Source organism: Skermanella aerolata KACC 11604, from assembly GCF_000936425.1.
In the GTDB taxonomy this organism is placed as follows: Bacteria; Pseudomonadota; Alphaproteobacteria; order Azospirillales; family Azospirillaceae; genus Skermanella; species Skermanella aerolata.
In genome coordinates, this window is record NZ_AVFK01000014.1 from 48,716 (window position 1) to 73,245 (window position 24,530).

A 24,530-nucleotide genomic window follows, 5' to 3' on the forward strand; every position below is an offset into this window, starting at 1 on the left:
TCGAAAGAATGCGGCGCGACTTCGGAGACTGGGCATGGACAGGAATGATCTCGTACTGGCTGCGCTCGCCAGCGTACCGGATGCGGATTACCAGCCGGTCCATATGCAGAAGCTCTTCTTCCTGATCGACGAAAACTGCGCCGATGAGATCGGTGGAAAGAAATTCAACTTCACCCCTCACGATTTCGGGCCTTACGACAAGACCGTGTACGACGCGGTGGAGGAACTGGCCGGCCGCAAGCTGATGCGATTCGTCAACCACAGATCCCGATACAGGACCTATGCGCTCACCCCGGAAGGCTTGGAAAAAGGCAGGAAGCTGGCAAAGACGCTCCCGCCGGACGTCGAAGAATACATCGTCGATGTCGTAAGATGGCTGCTGCGCTCTGATTTCGACAAAATCGTCCAGGTAATCTACAAAGAATACCCCGCCATGAAGAAGCATAGCGTCTATCGGGTAAGTGCCGGGTGACGCCATGACGATCGCCATCGGCCTGTTCTGCACGGACGGCCTGGTCATCGCGACCGACAGCGCCATCACCATCGCGACCCATGACGGCGCCACGACGGAGATGAAGGCGCCCAAAATCTTTTATTTGATGGACGACGTCATTTTCGCCTACTCGGGCAATTCTATCGTGGCCGAGCGGATCAGGCGTCGCCTCGCCTCGTTCCTGCCGGCGTGGCTGGAGGAGTCGACTACGGCCGACGACCTCGGCGACCGCATCTGCACCGGGTTGGAGAAGATGTTCAGCAAATACGTAACCGATCCCCTGAAAGGCATCGATTGCACGATCATGCTCGGCATCATCTTCAAGGGAGCGCCGGAGCTTATTCTATTCAGCGGAGGCTTCCGGCCCCAATTCTATTCGAAGGACTATTTCTACGTCGCCCATGGCAGCGGCAAGCAGTTCGCCGACCCTTTCATGTCATTCCTTCAGAACACCTGCGATTTCCGCACGCTGAAGGTCGAAAACGGTCGCCTGCTGTCGTACTGGATCATCGATCACGTCATCGAGACGAACACGGGCGGCGTCCGAGGCCCCATCCAACTGCAATACTTCCTCAAGCGGGATGGCTCCGCCGGTTACGACCACCTGTCGATCGACGACACGGACCAGTACGAAAACAAGATCCAGGAGATCAACGGCCGGATAAGCCAGATCGTTTTCGGCCAGGACGGCACCGTGGTCGAAAACGACTTGCCTCACCGACGGTCGACCGACGGGCGGCGCTAGCCGACCGTCCCCGCTCCCGCTTCACCCCCCGGCGCGCCGGCGCTTCGGCGAAGCCCGGTCTTCCTCCGTCAGCGCCTGCTCGACATGGCGGGAGAAGACGTATTCGGCGGGACGCTGGCGGTCCAGGGGGATATCCGGAGCCATTTCGCCGTCGGTCTTCATGCCCTTCCGGACTACCGACAGCGCCTTCAGCGGGTTGCGGATGGTGTCGGCCACCGCCGTCGCCTCGTAGCCGCTGTGGACCATGCAATCGGCGCATTTCTCATAGTTGCCGGTGCCGTAGGCGTCCCAGTCGGTGCCGTCCATCAGCTCGCTGTAGGTCTTGGCATAACCTTCGCCCAGCAAGTAGCAGGGCCGCTGCCAGCCGAAGATGTTGCGGGTCGGGTTGCCCCACGGGCTGCACTGGTAGGTCTGGTTGCCGGCCAGGAAGTCCAGGAACAGGGGCGACTGGCTGAACTGCCATTTCTTGCCCTCGCCCCGCTTGAAGATGTCGCGGAAGAGCTGCTTGGTGCGCTGGCGGTTCAGGAAGTGCGCCTGGTCGGGCGCCCGCTCATAGGCATAGCCCGGCGACACGGTAATGCCGTCGATCCCGGCGGCCATCGCCTCGGTGAAGAAGTCCGAGACCTTGTCCGGATCGGCGCCATCGAACAGCGTGCAATTGATGTTGACGCGGAAGCCCCGCTTCTTGGCCTCCTTGATCGCCGCGACAGCCCGGTCGTAGACGCCGCCCTGGCACACCGCCGCGTCGTGCTCTTCCCGGCTGCCGTCCAGGTGGACCGACCATGTGAAGAACGGACTGGGCTTGTACTGGTCCATGCGCTTTTCCATCAGCAGCGCATTGGTGCACAGGTAGACGAAGCGCCGCTGCTTGATCAGGCCCTCGACGACCTGGGCCATCTCGGCATGGAGCAGCGGCTCGCCGCCGGCGATCGAGACGACCGGAGCGCCGCAGTCGTTTGCTGCGTCCAGGCATTCGTCCACGCTGAGACGACGGTTCAGCAACGGGGCCGGATAATCGATCTTACCGCAGCCGGCGCAGGCTAGATTGCAGCGGAACAGGGGTTCCAGCATCAGGACAAGCGGGTAGCGTTTCACGCCGCGCAGATGGCGGCCGACGACATAGGCGCCGACCATGGCGGATTGAAGTAGAGGAACGGCCATTTCAGCTCACTCGGCAACGGGAGGGATGGCAACTTGGTAGGTGGCGGCGGTCTGTTCGAGTTCGACCGGCAGGCGGAAACGCAGCGCTTCCTCGATACCGGGCAAGGTGCTGACGCGCACCCCGCCGCGCTGTTTCAACACCGCAACGACTTCCTGGACGAGGTCTTCCGGAGCGGACGCCCCGGCGGTGACGCCGACGACCGATACGCCGTCGAGCCAGCCGGGATCGAGCGACGTGGCATCCTCGATCAGGTAGGCGGGAACGCCGGCCGTCCCGGCGATCTCTCGCAGGCGGTTGGAATTGGAGCTGTTCGCGGCGCCGACCACCAGCATCAGATCGACCTTCGGCGCCAGATCCAGCACCGCGCGCTGGCGGTTCTGGGTGGCGTAGCAGATATCGTCGGTATCGGGACCGACGATCGTCGGAAACCGGGCCTTCAGCGCGTCGATGATGCCACGGGTGTCGTCGACGCTCAGTGTCGTCTGGGTGATGTAGGCGACGTGGTCGGGCCGCTCCACCTTCAGGTCCGCCACGTCCTCGGCCGAGGCCACGAGATGGACGGGACCGGTCAGCCGGCCGAGCGTGCCCTCGACCTCGGCGTGTCCCGCGTGGCCGATCAGCACGACGTCCCTGCCCTGCTTGGCGTAGCGCGCGCCTTCCAGGTGGACGCGGGCGACCAGCGGACAGGTCGCGTCGATCACCTTCAGTCCCCTGGCCCTGGCGGCCTCGTCCACCGCCAGCGAAACGCCGTGGGCGCTGAAGATGGTCACGCTGCCGGGAGGCACTTCCTCCACCTCGTCTACGAACGTCACGCCCTTGGCGCGCAGCCGTTCGACCACGTGGCCGTTGTGGACGATTTCATGCCGGACGTAGATCGGGGGGCCATAAAGCGTCAAGGCCCTCTCGACGATCTCTATCGCCCGCTCGACGCCGGCGCAGAAGCCTCGGGGTTGGGCCAGGATGACCTGCATGCGTTCGTCCTCTGAGAGTATCCAAAGAGCGAACGGCGCCGGACGGCACCGTTTGGATGAGTAAGGCTATCGCCCAGGCGAAAACACGACAAACACGCATTTGGAGCAGTTGCGGATGTGTGCCTGCCATGTAGATCACGAGACGGTGATACCTGTCGCGACTATACATCATATCGAGATATGCATTTTATTGTCCAAAAAAAGCTGGAAACAGCCGCGGCTTCACTCGTCCGGCCTGATCACCCCTTTCATCAGGATGATGTTGCCGTAAAGCCGCCGTTCTCCCGTTGCGATCATCGCGTAGGCGCTGCGGGCACGTTCATAGAAGGCGAACCGTTCCATCTCCGTCATCCGGATCGGCTTGCCCTCGGCGCCGTCGATCAGCGTCTGAAACTCGTCCAGCACGGGCGGACGGCCGGTTGCCGGTGTCATGACGGCGGCGGGCGCATCCACGAAGTCGTCCAGCGGCAGCAGCGAAACCACCGCCTTCAATGCCGCCGTCGCGGTGATGCCATCCAGCCTTACCAGACGTTTGGCATTGGCCGATGCCGGATAGTTCGCATCGACGATGACGATCTCGTCACCGTGCCCCATATCGGCAAGGATCTGGAGCAGAGCTCCGCTCAGCAGCGGGTCGAGGGTCTTGAGCATGGCTGGATGTTCCTTCGGCAGGTTGATCGGGGGCAGCAGGTTGATCGGGCGTTGGGGCGACGGACGGTCAGGCTTCACGATAAGGCGGTCCGATCGCCTGGGATCGGTCGGCCGCATGATTGGTTAACAATTGTTCAGGGAGGATGGCATGGAACTCGAAAGACGGAAACTCGGTCGTACCGACGTGTCGCTGACGGTGTTCGGTTTCGGCGGCACATCGCTCGGCAACATGTATCGCGCGATCGACGACAAGGCGGCCATGGAAGCGCTGGAGGCGAGCCACAAGGCCGGTGTGCGCTATGTGGACACCGCTCCGCTCTACGGGCATGGCCTGAGCGAGCATCGCGTCGGCGGCTGGCTCCGGAGCGTGCGCGGCGAGGACGTCGTGCTGTCCACCAAGGTCGGCTGGCGCCTGTTCCCGGCGCGCGGGCAACCGACGGAAGCCGGCCTGTTCATGGACGTGCCGCCGTTCCGCCGGGGGATCGACTATAGCTACGACGGCGTGATGCGGTCGTTCGACGACAGCCTCCAGCGGCTCGGCACCGACCGCGTCGATATCGTCTTCATCCATGACGCCGACCGGCGCAACCAGGGCGATGCCTACGAGCAGCGCTACAAGGAAGCCATGGAAGGTGCCTATCCCGCCTTGCTGAAGCTGCGCGAGGAAGGTGTCATCAAGGCGATCGGCGCCGGGCTGAACGAGTGGGAAGCCTGCCAGCGGTTCGCTGAGGCCGGCGATTTCGACTGCTTCCTGCTGGCCGGCCGCTATACGCTGCTCGACCAGGAAAGCCTGGACAGCTTCATGCCGCTCTGCGAGAAACGCGGCATCGGCATCGTCCTGGGCGGCCCCTACAACTCCGGCATCCTGGCAACCGGTCCGGTCGAGGGCGCCCACTACGACTACGCCCCCGCCTCTCCTGAAATCCTCGACAAGACCCGGCGGATCGAAGCCGTCTGCCGCCGCCATGGCGTCCCGCTCCAGGCCGCGGCCCTCCAGTTCCCGCTGGGCCACCCGACCGTGGCATCGGTCATCCCCGGCATGGGCAGCCCGAAGCGCATCGCCGAGAACATGGACCTGCTGGCCCACAAAATTCCATCCGACATGTGGGCGGAACTGCGGTCTGAAGGGTTGATCCGTCAGGATGCCCCGCTCCCCTGATCCGAGCGCGAGGCGTTCAGGCTATCGAACAGGAGGGAGGACGCCATGAGTACCGGCAAGAGTTCCGACGCCGCCGCCCAGATCGAGAAGGCTCTGGACGAAAAGACCGGCAAGGCATCGGGCGACACCGACAAGAGCCCCGAACGCAAGTTCGAGGAAATGGGCGAACGCGACGAGATCCGCGACAAGGCCGGACGGGATCGCGAAGGCCGGTAGACACCTGCTCACCCCCGGGAACGCGCGCAACGCGCTCCCGGGGGTGAGACGATCAAGACTAGGAGAGCCGATGAAAATGTTTCTGCTGGGCACCCTGACGGCAATCGTGATCGCCATCGCCGCGGGTATCCTGATGCCGACCTTCCTGGGCAACCCCGCCTACGACGCCTTTTCCACCTCCAGCACCCGCGTCGGCGAAGAGTCCACGGCCGAGCACCGCTTCGGAAACGAAGCCCGTTAGCACCGGGATGTGAAGGCGATGAAGAGGACGCTTCGGTGGATCCGGTCGAGGCCGGGAGCGGGCCTGGCCCGGATCACTCACCAGGCGCAGACTTATGGGGTTGGCCTATGGGGATGGGGCTCGGAAGCTAGCCGCCGTTCATCCCGGCGCCCAACTTGGCAGGACCGGCGGCGCGTAGCTCGACATCTCCCCCGGTCCATACCCCAAAAGCATATGAGGGAATTTATAGCTCCTGCCGGCGTCTAGTCTCTGATAGCTATGATGGCATGCGGTCGGAGATGCTAAACGAATGGTCGATGAAGCCATGCGCCGCGCCTTGGTGCATCTCTATCCAAGGCTCAGGAGCTTCGCCCTTCGTCTGGCTGGCTCTCCCGCGGATGCCGACGATCTCGTGCAGCATGCCTGTGAACGCGCACTGGCGTTCGATCATCGCTGGAAGCCGGGAACGCGTCTCGACAGCTGGCTATACCGAATTATCCAGAATTGCTGGAGCGACGAGAAAAAGTCGGCGAGGACCCGTTTTCAAACGTCCCTTGACGATGCGGCAGACCTATTCGCCGATGACGGCGAACGGGTGGTGGATTCCCGGCTCATTCTGGAAGCCACCTGCCGGGAACTCCATCATCTGTCGACCGAACAGCGCATTGTACTTATCCTGGTCTGCATCATCGGCTTACCTTATCGGGAAGTGGCGGCAATCCTCGACGTTCCGATCGGAACGGTGATGAGCCGTCTGGCGCGCGCCAGATTGGCTCTGGCAAGACGAATTGACACGGCAGCCAGCAAGGCTCCTGCCGATAATTAAGCCAATTGAAGGAATAAGTAGCCTCGTCAATCGTTGTCTACATAAGAGATGCATCGAGCGACTGCGACAGTCATAATAGTGTGATCGATAGGGGAGGACAGACCCGTTGTATAAAAAAATCCAACACCGTCGTAATTACCCAAGGCACACCGGAAAGTGGCTTAGGATTATTGAGTGTTTTTAATAAAATTTTACAGACTTTGGAACAAGTCGCCGATATCTGTGTTGAAGGTTTGGCGGCTTGCCGGTGACTTGGGACGTACGCACATGCCGGCTGGACAGTTGCTGCCGGTATCTAGTTTAATTGCCTGTCTCGCAGGAGAGAGTTCATGCCGAAGTTGACCGTCGGGGGAGAAGTATACAGCGCCGGAGCGGAGATCCCCGATGAAGGCCTGATAATGGCCTATGTTGACGACGAACTGGATACCGAAGGTCGGCGATATGTCGAAGGCCTACTGGCAAGAAGCGCCGAAGCCCGCGAAATCGCCGAGTTGATGCGTTCCAGTTCCGCTCTTTTGAAATCCGCGTTCCTCGATGACGCCGAACCGGCCGAAGCCGTCTCCCGGAACAGCGGGGAACAGGTTGCTCCTACGCGTGAGAATCCTGACGCTGCGCCCATGCCGCCTGCGATCAAGCAGACACGGCCCTGCCGACCGATGACCGGTACGGCTTCGGGGCCCGTCCGCCTGCAACGCAAGGCATGATGACAGGAAAGGGTATTCCGCGCGTCATTGTCCCCAAGTAATAAATCGGCATCGAGGCCGATCGGTGTTCAGGTCGATTGCGCAAAGCTCCCTGTTAGCCGGCATCCATGCCAAGCTCATTTCCTTCGTTTGAATTTTCTGCTGATTTCGTTTCGTGTATTCCGTCGGTTAACCGCACCGACCGTTCCTTCCCGACGCTTTCACGACGGGCGTACAAACGTCGTTATTCCCACTCCTGAAGGATTACCCCCTGCGTCTGGCCGGCGGTACAGATTCCATGACTTATGAGTGTTGCAGCGCGGTAGTTATATGATCCAGAATATGCTTGTAAGTTTCGGCAAAGTCCGAGTACCGTAATTTCACACCGCGCTCCCGACCGAACCTTCCCGACAGTTGGTTCGATTTTTAGCGGAGATGGCCTTGATGAGGCATCTCGCGCTTCTTGGAGAGCGGTTATGACTGTACTGAGCAGACGCCAATTGCTGCGTTATGGCGCTTCGGCTGTCGCCTTCGCATCGGCAACGACCACTCTATCGTCTTTCGTATTCGCGAGCGACGACGAGGTAACATCCGGCGATCCCGAACCGGGTGTTGGTGGCGGTGATGTCGAGGTGGATCTAACGATCCAGGATGTCGATTACGAGTTGATCGACGGCAGCACGGTCTTCATGTACGCCTTCTGCATCAACGGTGCGCCTCCCCGGATTCCGGGGCCGGTACTGCGCGTTCGAGAGGGCCGTGACCTTACCGTCAGGCTGACCAATCTCAGCGCTCATGCGCATGGCTTTCAAGTGCCGGGAATGAGCGGCAGCGCCATTGACACGATTGCGCCGGGCGCTTCGGCGACGATCGAATTCACGGTCGGCAAACCCGGCACCTATTTCTATCTCGACCCGATGTTCAGCCCGGTCAACCGCGTTCTGGGTCTCCACGGCGCGCTGGTCGTCGAGCCCGACGACGACTCGGCGTCCAGCGGCGCCAAGATGCCGTATAACCCTGCGGATGCGACGGCGGCGATCCAGGCGCTCTTCGCTAGCTTCGGCGCCAGTTCACGATTTCCTGGCAACCGCTGGAATGAGTCCCGCGAGAAGATCTGGATATTCAACCAGATCGACGCACGCTGGTGCCAGCGCGCGGCCAATGGCGAGATCGATGCCGTCGCCGCGTCCGAATTCGCCAACGATTTCCGTCCACGCTATTTCACTCTCAACGGGTTGTGCGGGATCGATGCCTGCCACGACAAGGATACTTGTCCGACCGGCAGGATCGGCGAACCGCTTCTGCTGCGCTGCCTGAATGCCGGACTGGCCTGCCACTCGCCTCATATCCACGGCAACCACGTCTTCATGCTGTCGGAGTCGAAGGGCGCTTCCGGCGTCATCTCCTATAACAGCAACGTGATCGAGCGCGACGTCTGGAGGATGGAGTCGGGCACGATCCAGGATTGTCTCCTCCCCTTCACGGCTCCCCCGGACGTCCCGCCCGGCGCGTGGCCTCCGAAGCAGGAAAAGTTTCCGCTGCGCTATCCCATGCACTGTCACAACGAGATCTCGCAGACCGCCGCCGGCGGCTCCTATCCGATGGGTCTGGTTACGGACTGGCACATCGACGGACTCTGACCGGCGCTTCCCTCCGGTCACGCATCCAGCACAATCATCAATTCAGCCATCAATTCAGTGGTCCGGTGCCGAGCCTCGTCTGCCGTGCGCATGACGGCGGCCCGCCGGACCCCTCAGGAGAACCGACCGATGCCCTTGATCTCCCGCCCCATCGTGGATCCCGCCGAGTACGAGGAGTTTGGCTGCCATCCCTTCACGGACAGCCCGGCCACACCGGACAAGGTCGCCCGCAACGTCTTCATCCGCCGGCAGGTCGCCGACTTCAACGTCACCATGGCCGATGGGAAAATCATCCTGTTCTGGGGGTTCAAGGACCCCGATGTCAGCGGCGGAGACCGGGAGTGGCCGTCCAAGCTGATCCGCGTCAAGCAGGGGCAGGTCGTCCACTGCGAGATGAAGCCGGCCAAGAACACCCATACCATCCACTGGCACGGGATCGAGCCCAGTCCCTATAACGACGGCGTCGGCCATACGTCGTTCGAAGTCAAGAGCGCCTATACCTACCAGTGGATGCCGCATCAGGCGGGAACCTATCTCTACCATTGCCATAAGAACACCGTGCTCCATTTCGAAATGGGCATGTACGGCGTGCTGATCGTCGATCCGGTCGGCACCGGCACGGGCGCAAACCCGAAGCTGGCTTATGATCCGCGTCCGGGCGACAGCGCCGACGGCATCCAGCCGGGCGCTCCCTACGCCGCCGAATCCATCCTTGTGTTCGACGATATCGATCCGCGCTGGCACACGATGGACCACAATTTAGGCATGTGCGGCGACGATGTCGGCCTCGACCGCTTCGAACCGAAATACTTCGTCATCAGCGGCGTGCCCAACAACAAGACGCAGACCGACGCCAAGACAGCCATCAAGGCGAAGGTTGGGACGAATGTGCTGGTCCGGCTTGCAAACGCGTCCTACAGCCGCGTCGGCGTCAAGCTGCCGGTTGATGCCTGGGTCGTGGAAATCGACGGTCGGCCGCTCCGCTACAATCCCGACCTCGGCTCCTACTCCAAGCCGTACAAGATTTCGGCCAATACCGAGATCGAACTGGCGACCGCCCAGCGCTACGCCCTCTGGATTCCCAACATCGCCGCTGGCAGCCACTCCATTACCGGAACCTTCCGGCACTGGGTGACCAACAAGATGCATCCCGGTGGACAGGCGATCGCCAAGATCATCGCCCAGTAGAATGGCCCGGTAAAAGGCCCAGCATTAACGAAGGACCGCGACCATGTGGAAGCCCGCCATCCCGAACCACGCCAAGCTCGCCATGGCCGTCGGTGTCGTCCTCGCCGGCACGTCGCTGGCGGCGCTCGAAAGCCGGCCGCAGGCAGCGCAGCCGGATGCGTCGGCGCACCGCCACGGCCAACCCTCCGCAGCCGTCGCCCAGACGGATGCGGCCGCTCCGGCTGCATCCGACCCGGAGGGTCGTTCGGGCGATGCAGGAAGCACCGGCGGCGGCCATGCCTATGGCCATGGAGGCTGGCCTGAACCTGCCAGCCTCGGTGGCGATTTCAGCCTGACCGATCACACAGGGCGCCCCGTCACCCTTGCGGATTTTCATGGCAAGCCGCTCGTGCTGTTCTTCGGCTATACCCGATGCGGCGACGCCTGCCCGCTGATCGGGAAGAAGATCGGAATGGCTCTCGACATGATGGGCGACAAGGCGGATACCGTTCGGGCCGCCTTCATCAGCATCGACGTCTGGAACGACGGCACCGACGACCTCGCCAGCTTCGTCGCGGAGATGCACCCGAAGCTCATCGGACTGTCCGGGACACGCAAGCAGATCCACGATGTCGCCGCCAAGTTCCGCGTACGCCGCGACCATATTCCGCAGAATACGCTGGTTACCGACGGCGACGACCAGGCGGGTCCTCACGACCCTGCCCACTCCGCCCAGGCATCCGCGACACCGACTTCCGCTCAATCACCAGCTTTGGAGGCCATGGATGCCGCCGATCCCGAAGGCGGCCGTCCAGTCGTCGCATTCGGGCAGCAGGGCGAGCAGGATTTCCATGGGATGGAGATAGCTCACACCACCCATCTCTACCTTCTCTCAGGCGAAGGGAAGATGGTCAAATACATCTATCCGTCCATGTCTCCGGAGCAGCTTGCCAAACGCTTGGTCAAACTGGCGGAGGGTGGAGAAATATAACTTAAGTTTCATGTCGGTCGGCCAGGATGTCAGTGGTGACAGTATATTGTCGCTCATGCATAGTCATAGAGATAGGACTACATCCTGAGCCTATCCATAAGTAAAACTTCAAGTTGCTAGAATGTCTTTTTGGCCATTGTCCGGCTAGATGCGAACGATTTGCATTGTCGCTGGACCAAATTTTGACAAGTCCGATTGGGGATCGACACCATGACCCTGTCCGATTTCAGTTCGCCTTTTACTTCTTTGGATATGCCGTTCTTTTGGAGATCCCCCAAACTCCCCTACCCCGAAAAACTGATGCCGTTACCAACCATTGGTATTGTCCTGAATCTGCCCATGGAAAAGTTCGGTAATTGTCATAATGTCTTTTCAGAAATACCCGCTGGCTCTATGGGGGCGCCGGTGGGAGGGGGGGATGGAGTTAGTGTTGCTGGTGGGCGATCCAAATAGATGGCAAGGCCGTGAAAGAAAAACTCATAACAATCTTGCCGAAGATGCAACGTTTTGCGCGCATCCTGACTGGTTCAAGAGATGCCGCTGACGATCTGGTGCAACAGGCGTGCGAGCGACTGCTGAAAAAACCGGAAGCTTACGACGGCATCTTGTGCCTGGAGAGCTGGATGTACAAAGTGATCCACAATGCCTGGATCGACGAGAAGCGCAGCATGCGCAACAAGCTCTCGGAACCGATCGAGGCCGGTCTGGAAATCGCCGGTGAAAACGGTGAGCATACGATCGGCGTAAGGTCCACGCTGGCCAAGGTGCGCCTGGAAATGGCGAAGCTTCCGGTAGAGCAGCGCGCGGCCTTGATGCTGGTCTGCGTCGAGGGGATGAGCTACCAGGAAGCCGCGGGCGTGCTGGCGATACCGGTCGGCACGTTGATGAGCCGGCTGGCGCGGGCGCGGCTGGCCCTTGCTTCCCGAATGCGGCAATCGCAAGCGGGAGAAGGGTCCAGGCTTGTACAGAATATCGGCTGATCCAGCAAAGTACCTTGGCCGGAACTATGAGCGGCAGAGCGACCATGGATCACAGACACGAGCAAAGTAACGAACGGAAAGGCGCGACCGAATCCCAGCCGGGAACCATGCCCGGCGATGTGGCGCGGCACGAAACAGCTATGATCGAGTTGACCGACGAGTTGCTCGTAGCGTACGTGGATGGCGAACTGTCCGCGGAAACGCGCGCATCCGTAAAGGCGCGGGTGGCGCAGGACCCTGTTGCCCAGGGTAAGGTAAAGGACATGGAGGACACCGCCGCCCTGCTGCGCGCCGCCTTCGGCGACGGCGCGCCGGGAGACGGCGCCCTGGGAGACGGCGTTCTGGGCGACGGCACCCTGAACGATGGCGACATCAGGAACAACGTCGTTCCCTTGAAGCCTTCGTTCCGGCACAGGGTCATCCGGAACCATCCCATGATCTCAGGACTGGCGGTTGCGGCGGCGATAGCACTGATTGTCGGCGCCGGCCTTTTCATGAACCCTTCGGTAGCGGACGAGCGGGCCGGATTCATGGCCGACGTCGCGGCATACCACGAGGTCTATGCAAGGGAAACCGAGCATCTGGCCGAGGTACCCGCCTCCCGCAAGGACCACATAGAGGAATGGCTGGGATCCAGGCTGCAACGCACCCTGTCCGTGCCCGACCTATCGCGGGAAGGATGGGCCTTCGAAGGCGGCCGACTGCTGGCGGAAGACGGACAGGCCATAGCACAGCTCCTCTATACGGCGCCGGGCCGGCAGCCGATCGCCGTCTGCATCACGAAGTCGGATCAGCCCGAAACCAAGCCGGTCGAATATGATCCGGGCAAAGGTATTAGAGTAGCCGCATGGGACGCAGGCGGTTACCTTTATATCGTGGTGGGCGCATTGGAGAAACCGGAACTGGGAACTCTGGCGGAACAGGTTAGGCATCACTTCGGTACAGTCTGACACCCGGCTTGAATAGTCGTTTTTCTTTAGCGGTAATCCGGCACAAACCCGCTTCATTCTGGAATATGCTGTTCTCCAGCCCGTCCTGCCATTAGGGACACTGCACATCGCTTTGCAGATAGCTTGCAGATAGAATGCTGGAGAACAGACAATGAGGACCGCCAGACTACAGGCGTGCCGCCACCCGGCCGGCCACAATCCGACTGCAGCGCGCCGGGCAAACCGTAGACGCCCGGCTGCCGCCGCCGGCTTCACCCTTCTCGAACTGCTGGTGGTTCTAGTGATCCTGGGGTTGCTGGCTTCGGTGACGGCTCCGGCCGTGGCACGCTATCTTGGCGGTGCCAAGGTGGATGCCGCCAAGCTTCAGATCCAGAACATCTCGACCACTCTCGACATGTACCGGCTCGACACCGGCAGCTACCCGTCGCCGCAGGATGGCCTGAAGGCGCTCGTCCAGCGTCCTGCCGCGGCACAGCGCTGGAACGGCCCCTACCTGCGCAAGCCCGACATGATCAAGGATCCCTGGGGCCGCGAGTACCAATACCGTACCCCCGGCGAGCGGGCCGAGGTCGAGGTATTCACGCTGGGCGCCGACAACGCTACCGGCGGCACCGGTGAAAACCAGGACCTGGGTAGCTGGTAAGATGACCCGGCCCGCTGGCTTCACCCTTCTCGAACTGCTCGTGGTGATCACGGTCATGGGACTGGCGATGCTGGCGGCCCCGCGTCTCGGCGGCGCCTGGGCGGACGGGGCCAGGGACCGCGCCGCCATCCAGGAACTGGGTTCCGGACTGTCGCGTGCGCGCTTCATGGCGGTTGCGACGCGCAGCCCGGTGGAGGTCCTGTTCGACGTCAAGGACCGGACATGGCGGACCATCCCGACCGGGCCGAGGGGCCGGCTGCCGGATGCCGGCATCAGCGTCCTCGGGGTGGACGGCGCCACGGTGCGCGACGCGGCGACATCCGCGATCCGGTTCTATCCGGACGGCGGGTCGTCGGGCGGCACCATCCTCCTCGACATGCCGGGAAGCGGGGGCAAGCCGACGCGGATAGCCGCCGACTGGCTGAGCGGGAGGGTCGAAGTCCGTGACTGACGCCGCCCTGCCCCTCCGCACGGCCCGCCCCGGCTTCAGCCTGATCGAAGTGCTGGTGGCGCTCGCCATCCTCGGCATCGCGCTGGGCGCCCTGATGCCGCGTATTTCGCTCGGCAGCCTCGTGGCCGAGCGCGCGTCGCGGACCGAGGAAGCCGTGCTGCTGGCCGAACAGCTGCTGACCGAGGCCGGGCGCACCATCCCGCTTCCGGCCAAGGAAGCGGCGGAGGGCCGCACCCCGGCCGGGTTCTCGTGGCGGGTCTCGACCTGCTGCGTCAGGACCGTCTCCAATTTGTCGGGCCAAGCCGCCGCAGGCATCGTCGATATCAGGGCCGATGTCTCCTGGCTCTCCATGAGAGGCAGCCAGAGCATCACGCTGACCGGCCGCCGGATCGTTCCCGGAGCGGCCAAATGACCCGCCGCCCGGGCTTCACCCTGCTGGAAATGCTGGTGGCGATGACGCTTCTCGCCTTCATCATGGTCGCCGGCCAGCAGGCCATAGCGCTGGCCGCCCGCGCCGCGGCTCCCCGGGGCGACGGCGGGCACTCCTTCCTGGTCCGACACCAGATTGCGGACTGGCTGGAGACATCCATGCCCATCCGCTCCAGCCGGCGGGAGCGTGCCCCTCTGGTATTCGCCGGCGAACCGGCATCGGTCCGCTTCGTGACCGATCTGCCGGAGCGCTTCGGCATGGCCGGCCCCCATGTCATGACCCTGGCCCAGGCGCCGGGCGGATTGCTGGCGACCTGGCAGCCGCTGCGTCCCGGCGGCGAGGCGCCCGTTGACCAACGACTGATGCTCGAAGGCGTAACCCGTGTCTCGTTCCGCTATTGGGACGGATCGGACGACCGGGGATGGCACGACTCATGGGCTCCGGGTCCGCGCCTGCCGACCATGATCCAGATGAATTTCGAAGGAGGCGCCGCGCAAGCGTGGCCCCCAATCCTCGTCGTATTGAAGAACCAGGGATATTGACATGAATTTGCCCGAGATAGGTGCTGCGGCAGCCGCTGGATGGACATGGTGGACCGGAGAACTGCGCGGCTGCGTCCCCCGCCGGCTTCGCGCGCTGATGGCGCCTTCGACCCTTCGGATCGACATCTCCGCCGGGAGCATCACGCTGCGCCGTTCGTCCCGCTCCGTGCGAAGCTTTCCGCTGCCGCTTTCGGCAGAGGACCGCGAGATTCTGGCTCACCGGCTCAAGCGCCGCCACGCGGCCGTCGTGTTCGACGCCGGACGCGCCCTGGTGGCGTCGGTCGAACTGCCGCTGGCGGCGGAACGCGCCGTCCCTGCCGCTCTCCGGTTCGAGGTCGACCGCCGAACCCCGTTCAAGGCCGGCAACGTCCATCTCGGCTACCGCATCCGGGAACGCGACACGGCGGGCCGCAAGCTCAGGGTGGACATGGTCTGCGTGCCCAAGCGCCTGCTGGACCCGTTGCGTGAGGTCCTGCACGGTGCCGGCGCTACGCTGGACAGCATCGCCGTCGATTTCGGCACGGATAAAGCAGGCGCCGGTTCAGGCGCCGGCAAGGTCGAGCTGACGCTGGACGGCGATCCCCGGCACAGCGGCCGGCAGGCCACAACCCGCATGAGCCATGCGGCGACCTTCGCTTCGGTGCTGGGGGTCGGCATGGTGGTCGCCGGTCTGCTGATCCCGCTGCTCCGTCTGGAGTCCATGGCCGACAGCGTCGAAGCAGATGTCGCCGCCCTGCGCACCCAGGCGATCAAGGCGGTGGAAATGGAGAACCGGCTGACCGAGATAGCGACGCGGGAAACCGCGCTGGACACCTTCCTGGCCGGCACCGCCCCCGTCGTTCTGCTGGCCGAACTGGCGCGCGTCGCCGGCGACGATACGCACTTCACGGCCTTCCGCTTCGATGGCGGCACGATCAACGTGGACGGGCACGGCGCGTCCGCCGCCGCCCTCGCCGAGGTGATCGAAGGCTCGCCCCTGTTCCGCAATCCGACCTTCCGCGCGGCGGTGACGCCGGTCGCCAACGGCGGCGAGCAGTTCTCCCTGGGCTTCGAGGTCGAAGGAGACACCCGGACTGCCTCGGCGCTGCCGCCGGTCATGGCCGTCAGATCGCCCGCCCAGCGTCCGCAGCCCGAACACCGCGCAAATCGCCGTCCGGAGGCACGATGAACACCCTGTCCCCCCACCTGTCTTCCCGGATGTCGTCGCCCAGGCTGTCGCCCCGGCTGTCGAAGCTCCTGGCTCTGGCGATCCTTGCCGGCGTGACGGCGGGCACCGTCAATCTGGCGGTGCTCCCGTTGCTCGACCGCTGGACGGTGGCGCAGGACCGGCTCGCCGACGCGGCGGGCTGGCGCGCCCGCCTGACCGCGACGGTCGATCGCATCCCCGCCCTGAAGCAAGCCGTGGACGAGGCGGAGAAAATGGCGGCCCAGCGCAGCGGCGTCCTGCGTATCGAGAACGAGGCGCTCGGCACCGCAGAATTCCAGAAGCTGATCCAGAAGGTCATGGCCGATTCCGGAAGTCAGGCCCGCAGCGTCCAGGCGCTTGCCCCCCGGCACGAGCACGGTATGCTGCAGCTCGGCATGCGGGTCAGGGCCTATGGCGACGAACAGGCGCTGGTCAAGCTTCTCGACACCGCCCGCCGGCAGGATCCGTCCCTCGCCGTCCGCAACCTCAACATCGCGGCGGCGAGCACCGGGTACGGGGAGCGCGAGGCGACGCAGGTGGACATGCAGATCGATTTCGAGATTTTGGCCGTTGAGGAACACAAGTGATGCGCTTTTCCCCCGCACTCCTCCTGTCGCTGGTGACGCTGGGCGCCGGCGGCGCGACACTGGCCACCGGGCTGAACTGGCAACCGGATCCCGGCACCGTCGACGTTGCTTCCGCTCCGGCGCCGCAACCGGTCAAGACCGCCGCCGCCGCACCGTCGGGCGACACGGCCCTGCTGCAAACCCTGCGCGACCGTCCGCCCTTCACTCCCGGCCGCCGTCCGCCGCAGCAGCCCGTCCTGGCACTGGCCGATGCAGCGGAGCCGGAAGCGGCCACCGACCTGCCCGTGCCGACCGTGCGCGGCATCGCCCTGTCCGGCCCAGGCTCCATCGCCATCGTGGCGCTCGAGGCCGAAAGCCACCGCCTGCACCGCGTGCCTCTCGGCGGCGAGATCGGCGGCTGGCGCGTCAGCGCGATCCAGCGCGAGAGCGTCGTCTTCAAGACCGACACGGTCGAGGCGAAGGCCTATCTCGGCAAGCCCGGCGAAGAACCTCGGGTCGAAACGACCCGCCACGACTCCGAAGTGGCGCAGAAGGAAGACGCCGACGGCGCGCGGCTGGCCAACGGGCAGCATATGTGACCTGAAGGCTCGGGCGTCACATCGCCCCGCCCGGCCGCCAGCCGATCCACGTGACGGGCTGGCGCGCGTCGCCGGTGATCCGCAGGGCGGCCCGGCGCTCGAACAGGACGCCGTTCGGCAGCTCGGCGACGGCGGCGACCGTGAAGACCCGGTGGCGCGACGGCGCCACCGCGATCGCGAGGCCGGCGCCTTCCAGGCCCAGCGACAGCGCCTTCAGCGACAACGGCCCGGACTCCGGATCGAACTGCGAGCGGCCGTTGTAGATCGTGACGTAGGGCGTCAGCGCCTCGACCAGCGCCGGGGTCATGCCGAGCACCTGCCCCAGTTCGCCGATGCTGTCGAACGCCGCGTCCTTGCCCCCCGCAGCCACTCCCGCCGCAAGATACTCGGGGTCCTCGGCGCCTTGCAGCCGGCGCAGGTTGTCGATGTCGCGGAAATCGGCGATCCGGTCGGCCAGTACGGCCGCATCCTCCGACGCCAGGCCCTTGTTGTCCCGCATGACGGCCTGGAGCAGCACCGCCAGAAGTTCCGGCTGGGCGCCGTTGAGGTCGATCTTGCCGTCCTCGTCAGCCACGGTCACGCGGACCGGCACATCGTCGATCCTGACCTCGAAATCGGCAAGATCGAGCAGGTTCAGCACCGGCGTTCCGGCGTTGATGCGCCCGACGAGCTGGAACGCCGCTTCCTCCACGGCGCCGTCGGCCGCCGCCCGCGCCTTGCCCATGCCGACCGCCCAGCCGCTCCGGTCTAGGTCGAAGCCAGTCCGCGACACGACGATCGCCGCGAACAGCCCGACGACCATGATGATCCAGAACACCGCGATCAGCGCGAACCCGCGCCGGCGCATCGGCGCTCTCACTGTCGATCTCTCCCTCAAGTCTCTCCCTTCAAGGTTCCCTATGCACCACGGGCAGCAGCCCCTGCATCTTGGAGCGCAGCTCGTTGGTCATGTCGCGGGCGTCCTGGACAGTCTGCACGATGCGGGGCCGCAGCAGGATCAGCAGTTCGGTGCGGCGGATATCGGTCGTCCGGGTGCCGAACAGCGGTCCCACCACCGGCAACCCTGACAGATAGGGCACACCGTCCCGCCCGGCGCTGGCGCTGTCGCGGATCAGGCCGCCCAGCCCGATGGTCTCGCCGCTCTTGACCGCGACGGTACTGGCGATCCGGCGCTGCTGGATGGTCGGAGCGTTGATGTCGGACGAGGTCGTCCGCGCCGCGTCCGAAACGTTCTGTTCGACCTCCATCCGGACCATGCCGCTCTCGTTGACCCGCGGCGTCACCTGAAGGGTGACGCCGGTATCGACGTACTGGACCGAGTTGACGATGGGCGCGTCCGGGTTGACGACGCTGACAGCCTGCTGGACGGGGACCGGCACGCTGTCGCCGACCTGAAGCAGGGCCGGCTCGTTGGTCAGGGCCAGCACCTGGGGCGAGGATATCACGCGGACGTCGGTAATCGCTTCCAGCGCGCTCAGCACGACGCGGGCGTCGGCCGTGTTGAAGACGGCCGCGAAGCCCGGCAGGGCGGGCTGCACGTCGACCCCGCCCGTCCTGCTCAGCAGCGCCGTGAAGTTGCCGCTGTTGAAAAACCATTGCAGGCCGTACTGAAGCTGGTCGTTGAGCGTGACTTCGGCGATGGTCGCCTCGATCAGCACCTGGAGCGGCTGGGTGTCCAGCTGCCTGAGCGCGTTTTCCATCCGGCGGAACTGCTGCCGCGTCGCCTGGATGATCAGCGCGTTGCGGCTGTCGTCGGCGATGATCCGCAGCCCCGGGGCCGAAACAGCCGTGAAGCCGCTGCCGTTTTGGCCCCCCGCCCCGCCGCTGCCGTCGCCGCTGCCGAAGCCCGATCCGCCCTGGCCGCCCAGACCGCCGCCCAAGCCGCCGAGTCCTCCGCCCAGGCCGCCTCCGCCCAGTCCTCCCTGGCCGCCCTGCCCGCCAAGCCCGTTCTGGCCCAAGCCGCCTTGGCCAAGCCCGCCCTGGCCCAGTCCGCCGCCCTGCCCCAACCCTCCCTGGTTGCGCTGGAGGGTCGATTGCGCGAGCTGGCGCGACCGCAGGCCCGGCGCCACGCCGCCGATCTGCTGCCCGGTGGGTTCCGCGCCGAAGATCTGGCCCAGCGCCGTGGCAAGGTCGGCCGCCCTGCCATTCTGGATCGGGTAGACGAACAGCTCGGGATCGGACCCGCCGCCCTCCTGGTCCAGCCGTTCCGCCCAGGACAGCATGCGGTCGATGCTGCCGGCGTTGCGCGTGACGATGACCAGGGCGTTCATCCGCTCGACCGGCACGAAGCGGACATCCTGCGTCCCCTCCTCCGATCCGAAGATGGACGTCAGTTCCTCCGCCAGCGCCGCCGGCGAGGCGTAGCGCAGCGGCTTCAGCGCGAAGGACATGCCCTGAAGCTGGTCCAGGTCGATGGCCTGCACCGTCGCCTCCAGCAGGTCGAGCTGCGGCCGCGATCCCGCGAGCAGAAGCACGTTCCGCTTGGTCTCGACCGAGACGAGGGCGCCGCGCGGCGTGAGCGGCGCCAGCAGTTCGGCCGCCTTGGACGCCTCGATATGGCGCAGCGGCAGGATGCGGACGCCGGTACCGATGCCGCCGACCATCGACGGTCCGTTCGCCAGCGCGGCCTCGGCCGGCACCACCTGATAGCCGCCGGGGAACGGCACCAGCGAGACGCCGTGCATCTGAAGCACCCGCTCCACCACGTTCAGCACGTCCTGCCGAGGGATCGGCCCGCGCGTGTCGATGCTGACCGTGCCCTCGATCCTGGGATCGACGGAATAGCTCAGCCCCAGGATGTCGCCGAGCACGGCACGGGAGAACTCGCGGATATCGGTCTCGGGGAAGTTCAGTTCGACGTTCTCGCCGGTCAGCGTCGGCCGCGTGGAGGTCTGGGGTACCTGGATGCGCAGGCCGCCGCGCTCGACGATCGCCGCGCGGCGCGGCGGCTCGTCCCGCCTGACGCTCGACGAAGCGCCCGTGCCACCGCCCGGAACCAGTGCGGTCGGCTGGTTACCGGCCGTGCCGGCATCGCTCTGCATCAGTTTGGCGAAGCGCTCGTCGATCCTCGCCTGGGATTCACGCTGCTGCGCACATCCCACCAGAAGCGCCAGCATGGCGCATGCCGTAATGCTGAGCCGCAGACCTGAATGGGTCGGCCTGTTATGTGTCTTCATGGAACGTTTGCCCGATATCCAGAACCGTGACGAAACAGGTGATCTAAATCTTTTGCTGAAACTTTCGTTAATCGATAGATCCAGTGCCATTTTCCTAACACTCCGACCCGGTTTGCCTGAAAAGCGCATCCGGGTGGTTGCGAGGAATGATCCGGCTCCACCACTTTCGACACTGCCCCATTCCTACGGGAAAGTGCAGTTGATCGTTAGGCCGACCCAAATGCCAATAAGTCATAACTATGCAATAAATCCCATTTTGGACCGTCCTTTCATGGGCAGTCGCGCCACAGAGCAGTCTTACCACAAGGCAGTCTCACCACAGGGCAGTCTCACGCCTCACGCATCTGTATTCCGGGAACGGTCGGGTATGTTTATGATGGAAGGCATGGAACTGCTGATAATCGCACTGGGACCCCTGGTCGGCGGACTGATCGGAATGGCCGTGGACCGCTACCCGCCACCGGACCCCGAAGACCAGGACGACGCCTATGAACCCGACACGGCGCCCGCCGTCCTGCGCAGCCTCCACCCCGGAGTGGAGATCGCCGCCACCCTTACCGGAGCCGCCGCTGTCCTGGCGCTGCCGGCTCCTCTGTCCCTGTTCGCGGCACTGCTCGGCTGGGTCCTGCTGACGCTGGCGCTGATCGACCTGCGCCACCTGGAAGTGCCCGACGCGCTGTCGCTTCCCCTGATCCCGGCCGGTCTTGCCGCCACATGGTGGGTCGAGCCGCAGGCCATCCTGATCCATGCCGCCGCCGCCGCCGCCGGCGCCGGGGCGATCTGGCTGCTCGGGGAAGTCTTCCGGCGCCTGCGCGGCTATGCCGGCATCGGCGGCGGCGATGTCCGCCTGTTCGCGGTCGCCGGCGCCTGGGTCGGGCTCGCGGCGCTTCCCGGCGTCCTGTTCCTGTCCGGCATCTTCGGCCTTCTCGCCGCCGCATTCCTGGTCCATAGGGGCTGGGTCGCCTGGGGCGACCGCATCCCGTTCGTTCCGGCCCTGTCCGCGGCCCTCTGGGTCGTCTTCCTCGCTCCCCAACTGGTGCAGCCATGACGAGCCTCGCCGACACGCCGTCAGCATTTTCCGGGCGCAGCTACTCCCTGGCCACCGCCGGGGACGACTTCGCCGCAGGATTGCTGGAGTCCGGCCATCTCACCGCCACCTCGCTGGAGCGTGCCCGCCGGGCCGCCGCCGAAAGCGGCATCGGCCTGCCCAGCGCCGTCGTCAACCTTGGCATCGCTCCCGAGAACACCGTCGCCGAAACGCTCGCCCGCACCCTCTCCCTCCCGCTGGTCGAGGCGGACGAGTGGCCGACCGAGGCGATCGGCGACGCCAGCACCCGCTGGATGGAACAGGCCCGCCTGCTGCCGCTCCGGCTGGAGGACGACCATGTCGTGGTCGCCTCCGCCGACCCGACCGACGCGGCGGCGCTGCATGCCGCCAGCCTGCTGTTCGACCTGCCCGTAAAGGTGCGCGTCGCGACCCACTCCGACATCCGCAAGGCCGTCGCCAAGCTCCACGACGGCTCCGCCTCCGACACCCATGTCACGACCTCGGCGGCCGACGACGACCTTCAGCGCCTGAAGGACCTCGCAAGCGAGGCCCCTGTCGTCCGCTTCGTCAACCGCATGATCATCCAGGCGGTCGAAAGCCGCGCCTCCGACATCCATCTGGAAAGCCACGAGGCCGGACCGCTGCTCTGGCTCCGGATCGACGGCGACCTCAGCCCGATCGAACCACCCGCCCCGCAGCTTCACCGCGCCGTCGTGTCCCGCATCAAGATCCTCGCCGGACTCGACATCGCCGAGCGCCGCCTGCCCCAGGACGGCCGCATCCAGATGACCGTCGGCGGCCGGCAAATCGACCTGCGCGTCGCCACCGTCCCCACGCTCCACGGCGAAAGCGTCGTGCTCCGCGTGCTCGACCGGGGCTCGGTCGAGCTGGACTTCGGCAAGCTGGGCTTCACCGGCCCCGTTCTCGACACCTGGATCGAGGCAGCCAACCGCCCGCACGGCATCGTCCTCGTCACCGGTCCGACCGGCAGCGGCAAGACCACCACTCTCTATAGCTCGCTGCTGAAGATCTACGACCCGGCGCGGAAATATTTCACGATCGAGGACCCGATCGAGTACCAGTTGGCCGGCATCAACCAGACCCAGGTGAAGCCAGGTATCGGGCTGACATTCGCCTCGATCCTCCGCGCCCTCCTCCGCCAGAACCCCAACGTGGTTCTGGTCGGCGAAATCCGCGACCGCGAAACGGCGCAGACCGCGATCGAGGCTTCGCTGACCGGCCACCTCATCATGTCCACCCTTCACACCAACGACTCGGCCGGCGCCATCACCCGCCTGCTGGAGATGGGGGTGGAGGACTACCTGCTGTCGTCCACTATCAACGCCATCCTGGCCCAACGGCTCGTCCGTACCCTGTGCCCCGACTGCCGCGAACCGCATCCCTATTCCAAGGCGCTGATCGAGCGGTTCGACCTCCAGCGCTTGGCGACCAGCGGCACTCCGACCCCCATGCACGCGCCCGGATGCCCAAGCTGCCGGGGCAGCGGCTGGCGTGGCCGGACCATGATCACCGAACTGCTGGTCATGACCGACCGCATGCGCGCCGCCGCGATGGCGCGGGGCGAGACCGCCAAGCTGGCCGAACTGGCGAAGTCCGAAGGGATGGAGCCGCTGTTCGAGAACGGCATGCGCAAGGTCGCCGACGGCATAACCACGGTCGAGGAGATCCTGCGGGCGACGCTCCAGGGAGGCGCCTGATGCCGGTATTCGAGTTCGAGGCGGTCGAGCGCGACGGCAAGGTCGCCATCGGCACCCTCACCGCCGCCGACAGCGACGCCGTCGCCCGCCAGCTTCAGGAACGGGGCGCGGTGCCGCTCCGCATCGAGTCCGGTCAGTCCTCCACCGCCGGCGTCGCCAGCATGCGCCGCTCGCTTCCATCGGCCAAACTCGCCCGCCTCGCCCGTGAGCTGGCATTGCTGCTCGAAGCCGGCCTGCGGTTGGATCAGGCGCTGGCCTCGGTCGCCCGCTCCCGCGACCTCCGCGCCCTGTCCCCCGCCCTGACCGTCGTGCTTGAGGAAGTCCGCGCTGGCGTCCCCTTCAGCGACGCCCTCGAACGGCGGCCGGAGATCGCTCCACCCTACGCCATCGGCATGATCCGTGCCGGCGAAGCGGCGGGAGCGCTCGCCGTCATCCTGCGCAGCCTCGCCGATCTGGCCGACCGCCGCGCCCGCTCCGCCAAATCCGTCCGCGCCGCCCTGACATACCCGGCGATCCTCGCGGTCACGGCAGGCGTCTCCATCGCGACGCTCTTCACCGTGGTCCTGCCCCAACTGGAACCGCTGTTCGACGGCGCCGGCGACCGGCTGCCGACCGTGACCGTCGTCGTCCTGACCGCCAGCCGCCTGTTCCGCGAATACGGGCTGTTCGCGCTCGGCGCCCTGATCATGGCCGGGCTGGCGATCCGCATGTCGCTCAACGCGCCGGAAACCCGCCGCGCCTTCCATGGCCTGCTTCTGCGCACGCCGATGGTCGGCGGCCTGATCCGGAAGATCGAGGGCGGCAGGTTCGCCCGCCTGTTCTCCACCCTGATCGGCGCCGGATTGCCCGCCGCCAGCGCGCTCGACCTCGCCCGCGGCGGCGCCACCAACATGGCCTTCGCCGAAGCGCTCCAGGATGTACGCGGCGCCCTGATCGAGGGAAGGGGCATAGCCGAGCCCCTGGCGACCGCCAACATCTTCCCGGCTGTCCTGCTCGACCTCGCCCGCGTCGGCGAAGAGAGCGGCCGTCTGGGCGAAGTGCTGGGCCACGCCGCCAATATCCTTGAAGAAGAAGCCGAGAACGAGATCCAGCGCGGCATTTCCCTGCTGGCGCCCTTGCTGACCATTGGCCTCGGCGGCGTGATCGCCATGATCATCGCCTCCGTCGTGCTGGCGATTCTCAGCATGAACTCGATCGCGATGTGACGCGCCAACGGGACTTCTCCCGTTGGCATTCATTTCACATAAAGCGCTAATCCTTCCGAAACTCGAAAGATCGGGATTATTTTGGACTGGCCGCCCGTCATGCAGACAGACG

28 protein-coding genes are annotated in these 24,530 nt (G+C 64.9%); 23 read left to right on the plus strand and 5 right to left on the minus strand.

All coding sequences use genetic code 11. The features are described from left to right. Positions 1-34 precede the first annotated feature (34 nt). Positions 35-472: a hypothetical protein gene (locus N826_RS17770; RefSeq protein WP_044431033.1), complete on the plus strand. Its 438-nt coding sequence runs from the start codon at positions 35-37 to the stop codon at positions 470-472. Positions 473-476: 4 nt separating this feature from the next. Beyond that, positions 477-1,238 (plus strand): Ntn hydrolase family protein, encoded by a 762-nt coding sequence (locus N826_RS17775; protein WP_147040575.1) that lies wholly within the window; start codon positions 477-479, stop codon positions 1,236-1,238. A gap of 21 nt (positions 1,239-1,259) precedes the next feature. Here N826_RS17775 and hpnH read toward each other — a convergent pair whose 3' ends face one another. The 3 genes from hpnH to N826_RS17790 form a co-directional block, all read right to left on the minus strand. After that, entirely contained in the window at positions 1,260-2,399 is a 1,140-nt protein-coding gene (gene hpnH, locus N826_RS17780; RefSeq protein ID WP_044431036.1) for an adenosyl-hopene transferase HpnH, read from the minus strand. Positions 2,400-2,405: 6 nt separating this feature from the next. Further along, positions 2,406-3,371, minus strand: coding sequence for a 4-hydroxy-3-methylbut-2-enyl diphosphate reductase (gene ispH / locus N826_RS17785; RefSeq protein WP_044431039.1), 966 nt, complete (start codon positions 3,369-3,371; stop codon positions 2,406-2,408). Between the two features lie 222 nt (positions 3,372-3,593). Further along, positions 3,594-4,100, minus strand: coding sequence for an RbsD/FucU family protein (locus N826_RS17790; protein ID WP_211099323.1), 507 nt, complete (start codon positions 4,098-4,100; stop codon positions 3,594-3,596). Positions 4,101-4,170: 70 nt separating this feature from the next. Between N826_RS17790 and N826_RS17795 the strand changes: the two genes are divergently transcribed. The 18 genes from N826_RS17795 to N826_RS17865 all read left to right on the plus strand — a co-directional run bounded on the left by N826_RS17795 (position 4,171) and on the right by N826_RS17865 (position 17,271). Then, complete coding sequence (locus N826_RS17795) at positions 4,171-5,181, plus strand: aldo/keto reductase (RefSeq protein WP_044431041.1); 1,011 nt, start codon at positions 4,171-4,173, stop codon at positions 5,179-5,181. Positions 5,182-5,226: 45 nt separating this feature from the next. Beyond that, positions 5,227-5,397 carry a hypothetical protein gene (locus N826_RS44215; RefSeq protein ID WP_169789370.1) on the plus strand — a complete coding sequence of 57 codons (171 nt, stop codon included), beginning with the start codon at positions 5,227-5,229 and terminating at the stop codon, positions 5,395-5,397. A gap of 70 nt (positions 5,398-5,467) precedes the next feature. Beyond that, on the plus strand, positions 5,468-5,638 hold the full coding sequence (locus N826_RS43100) for a hypothetical protein (protein ID WP_157599347.1): 171 nt from the start codon (positions 5,468-5,470) through the stop codon (positions 5,636-5,638). Between the two features lie 289 nt (positions 5,639-5,927). Continuing rightward, positions 5,928-6,443 carry an RNA polymerase sigma factor gene (locus N826_RS17800; protein ID WP_044431043.1) on the plus strand — a complete coding sequence of 172 codons (516 nt, stop codon included), beginning with the start codon at positions 5,928-5,930 and terminating at the stop codon, positions 6,441-6,443. 329 nt (positions 6,444-6,772) lie between these two features. Further along, complete coding sequence (locus tag N826_RS17805; protein WP_044431045.1) at positions 6,773-7,147, plus strand: anti-sigma factor family protein; 375 nt, start codon at positions 6,773-6,775, stop codon at positions 7,145-7,147. Between the two features lie 455 nt (positions 7,148-7,602). Continuing rightward, complete coding sequence (locus N826_RS17810) at positions 7,603-8,766, plus strand: multicopper oxidase domain-containing protein (RefSeq protein WP_084720855.1); 1,164 nt, start codon at positions 7,603-7,605, stop codon at positions 8,764-8,766. 129 nt (positions 8,767-8,895) lie between these two features. Continuing rightward, positions 8,896-9,954, plus strand: a complete 1,059-nt coding sequence (locus tag N826_RS40185; RefSeq protein WP_052831515.1) for a multicopper oxidase domain-containing protein — start codon at positions 8,896-8,898, stop codon at positions 9,952-9,954. Positions 9,955-9,997: 43 nt separating this feature from the next. Beyond that, positions 9,998-10,924 (plus strand): SCO family protein, encoded by a 927-nt coding sequence (locus N826_RS40190; RefSeq protein ID WP_052831516.1) that lies wholly within the window; start codon positions 9,998-10,000, stop codon positions 10,922-10,924. A 210-nt stretch (positions 10,925-11,134) separates the two neighbouring features. Beyond that, complete coding sequence (locus tag N826_RS43105; RefSeq protein ID WP_147040571.1) at positions 11,135-11,377, plus strand: hypothetical protein; 243 nt, start codon at positions 11,135-11,137, stop codon at positions 11,375-11,377. Between the two features lie 11 nt (positions 11,378-11,388). Continuing rightward, positions 11,389-11,904, plus strand: coding sequence for an RNA polymerase sigma factor (locus tag N826_RS17825; protein WP_147040569.1), 516 nt, complete (start codon positions 11,389-11,391; stop codon positions 11,902-11,904). Between the two features lie 44 nt (positions 11,905-11,948). Continuing rightward, on the plus strand, positions 11,949-12,854 hold the full coding sequence (locus tag N826_RS17830; RefSeq protein ID WP_147040567.1) for an anti-sigma factor family protein: 906 nt from the start codon (positions 11,949-11,951) through the stop codon (positions 12,852-12,854). 151 nt (positions 12,855-13,005) lie between these two features. Next, complete coding sequence (gene gspG, locus N826_RS17835) at positions 13,006-13,497, plus strand: type II secretion system major pseudopilin GspG (RefSeq protein ID WP_084720857.1); 492 nt, start codon at positions 13,006-13,008, stop codon at positions 13,495-13,497. 1 nt (position 13,498) lies between these two features. Then, the gene (locus N826_RS17840; RefSeq protein WP_052831520.1) at positions 13,499-13,948 is read left to right on the plus strand and encodes a GspH/FimT family pseudopilin; all 450 of its coding nucleotides are present in this window, start codon (positions 13,499-13,501) and stop codon (positions 13,946-13,948) included. After that, the gene (locus N826_RS40195; RefSeq protein WP_052831522.1) at positions 13,941-14,360 is read left to right on the plus strand and encodes a type II secretion system protein; all 420 of its coding nucleotides are present in this window, start codon (positions 13,941-13,943) and stop codon (positions 14,358-14,360) included. The genes N826_RS17840 and N826_RS40195 overlap by 8 nt, the downstream gene beginning before the upstream one ends. Further along, the gene (locus N826_RS17850) at positions 14,357-14,920 is read left to right on the plus strand and encodes a prepilin-type N-terminal cleavage/methylation domain-containing protein (protein ID WP_044431052.1); all 564 of its coding nucleotides are present in this window, start codon (positions 14,357-14,359) and stop codon (positions 14,918-14,920) included. Before N826_RS40195 ends, N826_RS17850 begins: the two co-directional genes overlap by 4 nt. Before the next feature lies 1 nt (position 14,921). Then, positions 14,922-16,088 carry a PilN domain-containing protein gene (locus tag N826_RS17855; RefSeq protein ID WP_044431055.1) on the plus strand — a complete coding sequence of 389 codons (1,167 nt, stop codon included), beginning with the start codon at positions 14,922-14,924 and terminating at the stop codon, positions 16,086-16,088. Further along, positions 16,085-16,693, plus strand: coding sequence for a type II secretion system protein GspM (gene gspM / locus N826_RS17860; protein ID WP_044431058.1), 609 nt, complete (start codon positions 16,085-16,087; stop codon positions 16,691-16,693). Before N826_RS17855 ends, gspM begins: the two co-directional genes overlap by 4 nt. After that, on the plus strand, positions 16,693-17,271 hold the full coding sequence (locus N826_RS17865; protein ID WP_044431061.1) for a hypothetical protein: 579 nt from the start codon (positions 16,693-16,695) through the stop codon (positions 17,269-17,271). The genes gspM and N826_RS17865 overlap by 1 nt, the downstream gene beginning before the upstream one ends. 16 nt (positions 17,272-17,287) lie before the next feature. Here the strand turns inward: N826_RS17865 and N826_RS40200 are convergent, their stop codons facing one another. Continuing rightward, the gene (locus N826_RS40200) at positions 17,288-18,130 is read right to left on the minus strand and encodes a type II secretion system minor pseudopilin (protein ID WP_147040565.1); all 843 of its coding nucleotides are present in this window, start codon (positions 18,128-18,130) and stop codon (positions 17,288-17,290) included. A gap of 28 nt (positions 18,131-18,158) precedes the next feature. Continuing rightward, the gene (gene gspD, locus N826_RS17875; RefSeq protein WP_044431064.1) at positions 18,159-20,447 is read right to left on the minus strand and encodes a type II secretion system secretin GspD; all 2,289 of its coding nucleotides are present in this window, start codon (positions 20,445-20,447) and stop codon (positions 18,159-18,161) included. Between the two features lie 367 nt (positions 20,448-20,814). Between gspD and N826_RS44220 the strand changes: the two genes are divergently transcribed. The 3 genes from N826_RS44220 to N826_RS40205 are packed head-to-tail and all read left to right on the plus strand — an operon-like array spanning position 20,815 to position 24,418. Next, a complete protein-coding gene (locus tag N826_RS44220) occupies positions 20,815-21,495 on the plus strand; it encodes a prepilin peptidase (protein WP_052831526.1) in 681 nt (226 codons plus the stop codon). Next, entirely contained in the window at positions 21,492-23,213 is a 1,722-nt protein-coding gene (locus tag N826_RS17885; RefSeq protein WP_052831527.1) for a GspE/PulE family protein, read from the plus strand. Before N826_RS44220 ends, N826_RS17885 begins: the two co-directional genes overlap by 4 nt. Then, on the plus strand, positions 23,213-24,418 hold the full coding sequence (locus N826_RS40205; protein ID WP_052831528.1) for a type II secretion system F family protein: 1,206 nt from the start codon (positions 23,213-23,215) through the stop codon (positions 24,416-24,418). Before N826_RS17885 ends, N826_RS40205 begins: the two co-directional genes overlap by 1 nt. Positions 24,419-24,530 lie beyond the last annotated feature (112 nt).

Bases quoted from the DNA above. Each gene is read 5' to 3' on its own strand.
- N826_RS17770 (WP_044431033.1), top strand. From the start codon at position 35: ATGGACAGGAATGATCTCGTACTGGCTGCGCTCGCCAGCGTACCGGAT.
- N826_RS17775 (WP_147040575.1), top strand. From the start codon at position 477: ATGACGATCGCCATCGGCCTGTTCTGCACGGACGGCCTGGTCATCGCG.
- hpnH (WP_044431036.1), bottom strand. From the start codon at position 2,399: ATGGCCGTTCCTCTACTTCAATCCGCCATGGTCGGCGCCTATGTCGTC.
- ispH (WP_044431039.1), bottom strand. From the start codon at position 3,371: ATGCAGGTCATCCTGGCCCAACCCCGAGGCTTCTGCGCCGGCGTCGAG.
- N826_RS17795 (WP_044431041.1), top strand. From the start codon at position 4,171: ATGGAACTCGAAAGACGGAAACTCGGTCGTACCGACGTGTCGCTGACG.
- N826_RS44215 (WP_169789370.1), top strand. From the start codon at position 5,227: ATGAGTACCGGCAAGAGTTCCGACGCCGCCGCCCAGATCGAGAAGGCT.
- N826_RS43100 (WP_157599347.1), top strand. From the start codon at position 5,468: ATGAAAATGTTTCTGCTGGGCACCCTGACGGCAATCGTGATCGCCATC.
- N826_RS17800 (WP_044431043.1), top strand. From the start codon at position 5,928: ATGGTCGATGAAGCCATGCGCCGCGCCTTGGTGCATCTCTATCCAAGG.
- N826_RS17805 (WP_044431045.1), top strand. From the start codon at position 6,773: ATGCCGAAGTTGACCGTCGGGGGAGAAGTATACAGCGCCGGAGCGGAG.
- N826_RS17810 (WP_084720855.1), top strand. From the start codon at position 7,603: ATGACTGTACTGAGCAGACGCCAATTGCTGCGTTATGGCGCTTCGGCT.
- N826_RS40185 (WP_052831515.1), top strand. From the start codon at position 8,896: ATGCCCTTGATCTCCCGCCCCATCGTGGATCCCGCCGAGTACGAGGAG.
- N826_RS40190 (WP_052831516.1), top strand. From the start codon at position 9,998: ATGTGGAAGCCCGCCATCCCGAACCACGCCAAGCTCGCCATGGCCGTC.
- N826_RS43105 (WP_147040571.1), top strand. From the start codon at position 11,135: ATGACCCTGTCCGATTTCAGTTCGCCTTTTACTTCTTTGGATATGCCG.
- N826_RS17830 (WP_147040567.1), top strand. From the start codon at position 11,949: ATGGATCACAGACACGAGCAAAGTAACGAACGGAAAGGCGCGACCGAA.
- gspG (WP_084720857.1), top strand. From the start codon at position 13,006: ATGAGGACCGCCAGACTACAGGCGTGCCGCCACCCGGCCGGCCACAAT.
- N826_RS17840 (WP_052831520.1), top strand. From the start codon at position 13,499: ATGACCCGGCCCGCTGGCTTCACCCTTCTCGAACTGCTCGTGGTGATC.
- N826_RS17850 (WP_044431052.1), top strand. From the start codon at position 14,357: ATGACCCGCCGCCCGGGCTTCACCCTGCTGGAAATGCTGGTGGCGATG.
- N826_RS17855 (WP_044431055.1), top strand. From the start codon at position 14,922: ATGAATTTGCCCGAGATAGGTGCTGCGGCAGCCGCTGGATGGACATGG.
- gspM (WP_044431058.1), top strand. From the start codon at position 16,085: ATGAACACCCTGTCCCCCCACCTGTCTTCCCGGATGTCGTCGCCCAGG.
- N826_RS17865 (WP_044431061.1), top strand. From the start codon at position 16,693: ATGCGCTTTTCCCCCGCACTCCTCCTGTCGCTGGTGACGCTGGGCGCC.
- gspD (WP_044431064.1), bottom strand. From the start codon at position 20,447: ATGAAGACACATAACAGGCCGACCCATTCAGGTCTGCGGCTCAGCATT.
- N826_RS44220 (WP_052831526.1), top strand. From the start codon at position 20,815: ATGTTTATGATGGAAGGCATGGAACTGCTGATAATCGCACTGGGACCC.
- N826_RS17885 (WP_052831527.1), top strand. From the start codon at position 21,492: ATGACGAGCCTCGCCGACACGCCGTCAGCATTTTCCGGGCGCAGCTAC.
- N826_RS40205 (WP_052831528.1), top strand. From the start codon at position 23,213: ATGCCGGTATTCGAGTTCGAGGCGGTCGAGCGCGACGGCAAGGTCGCC.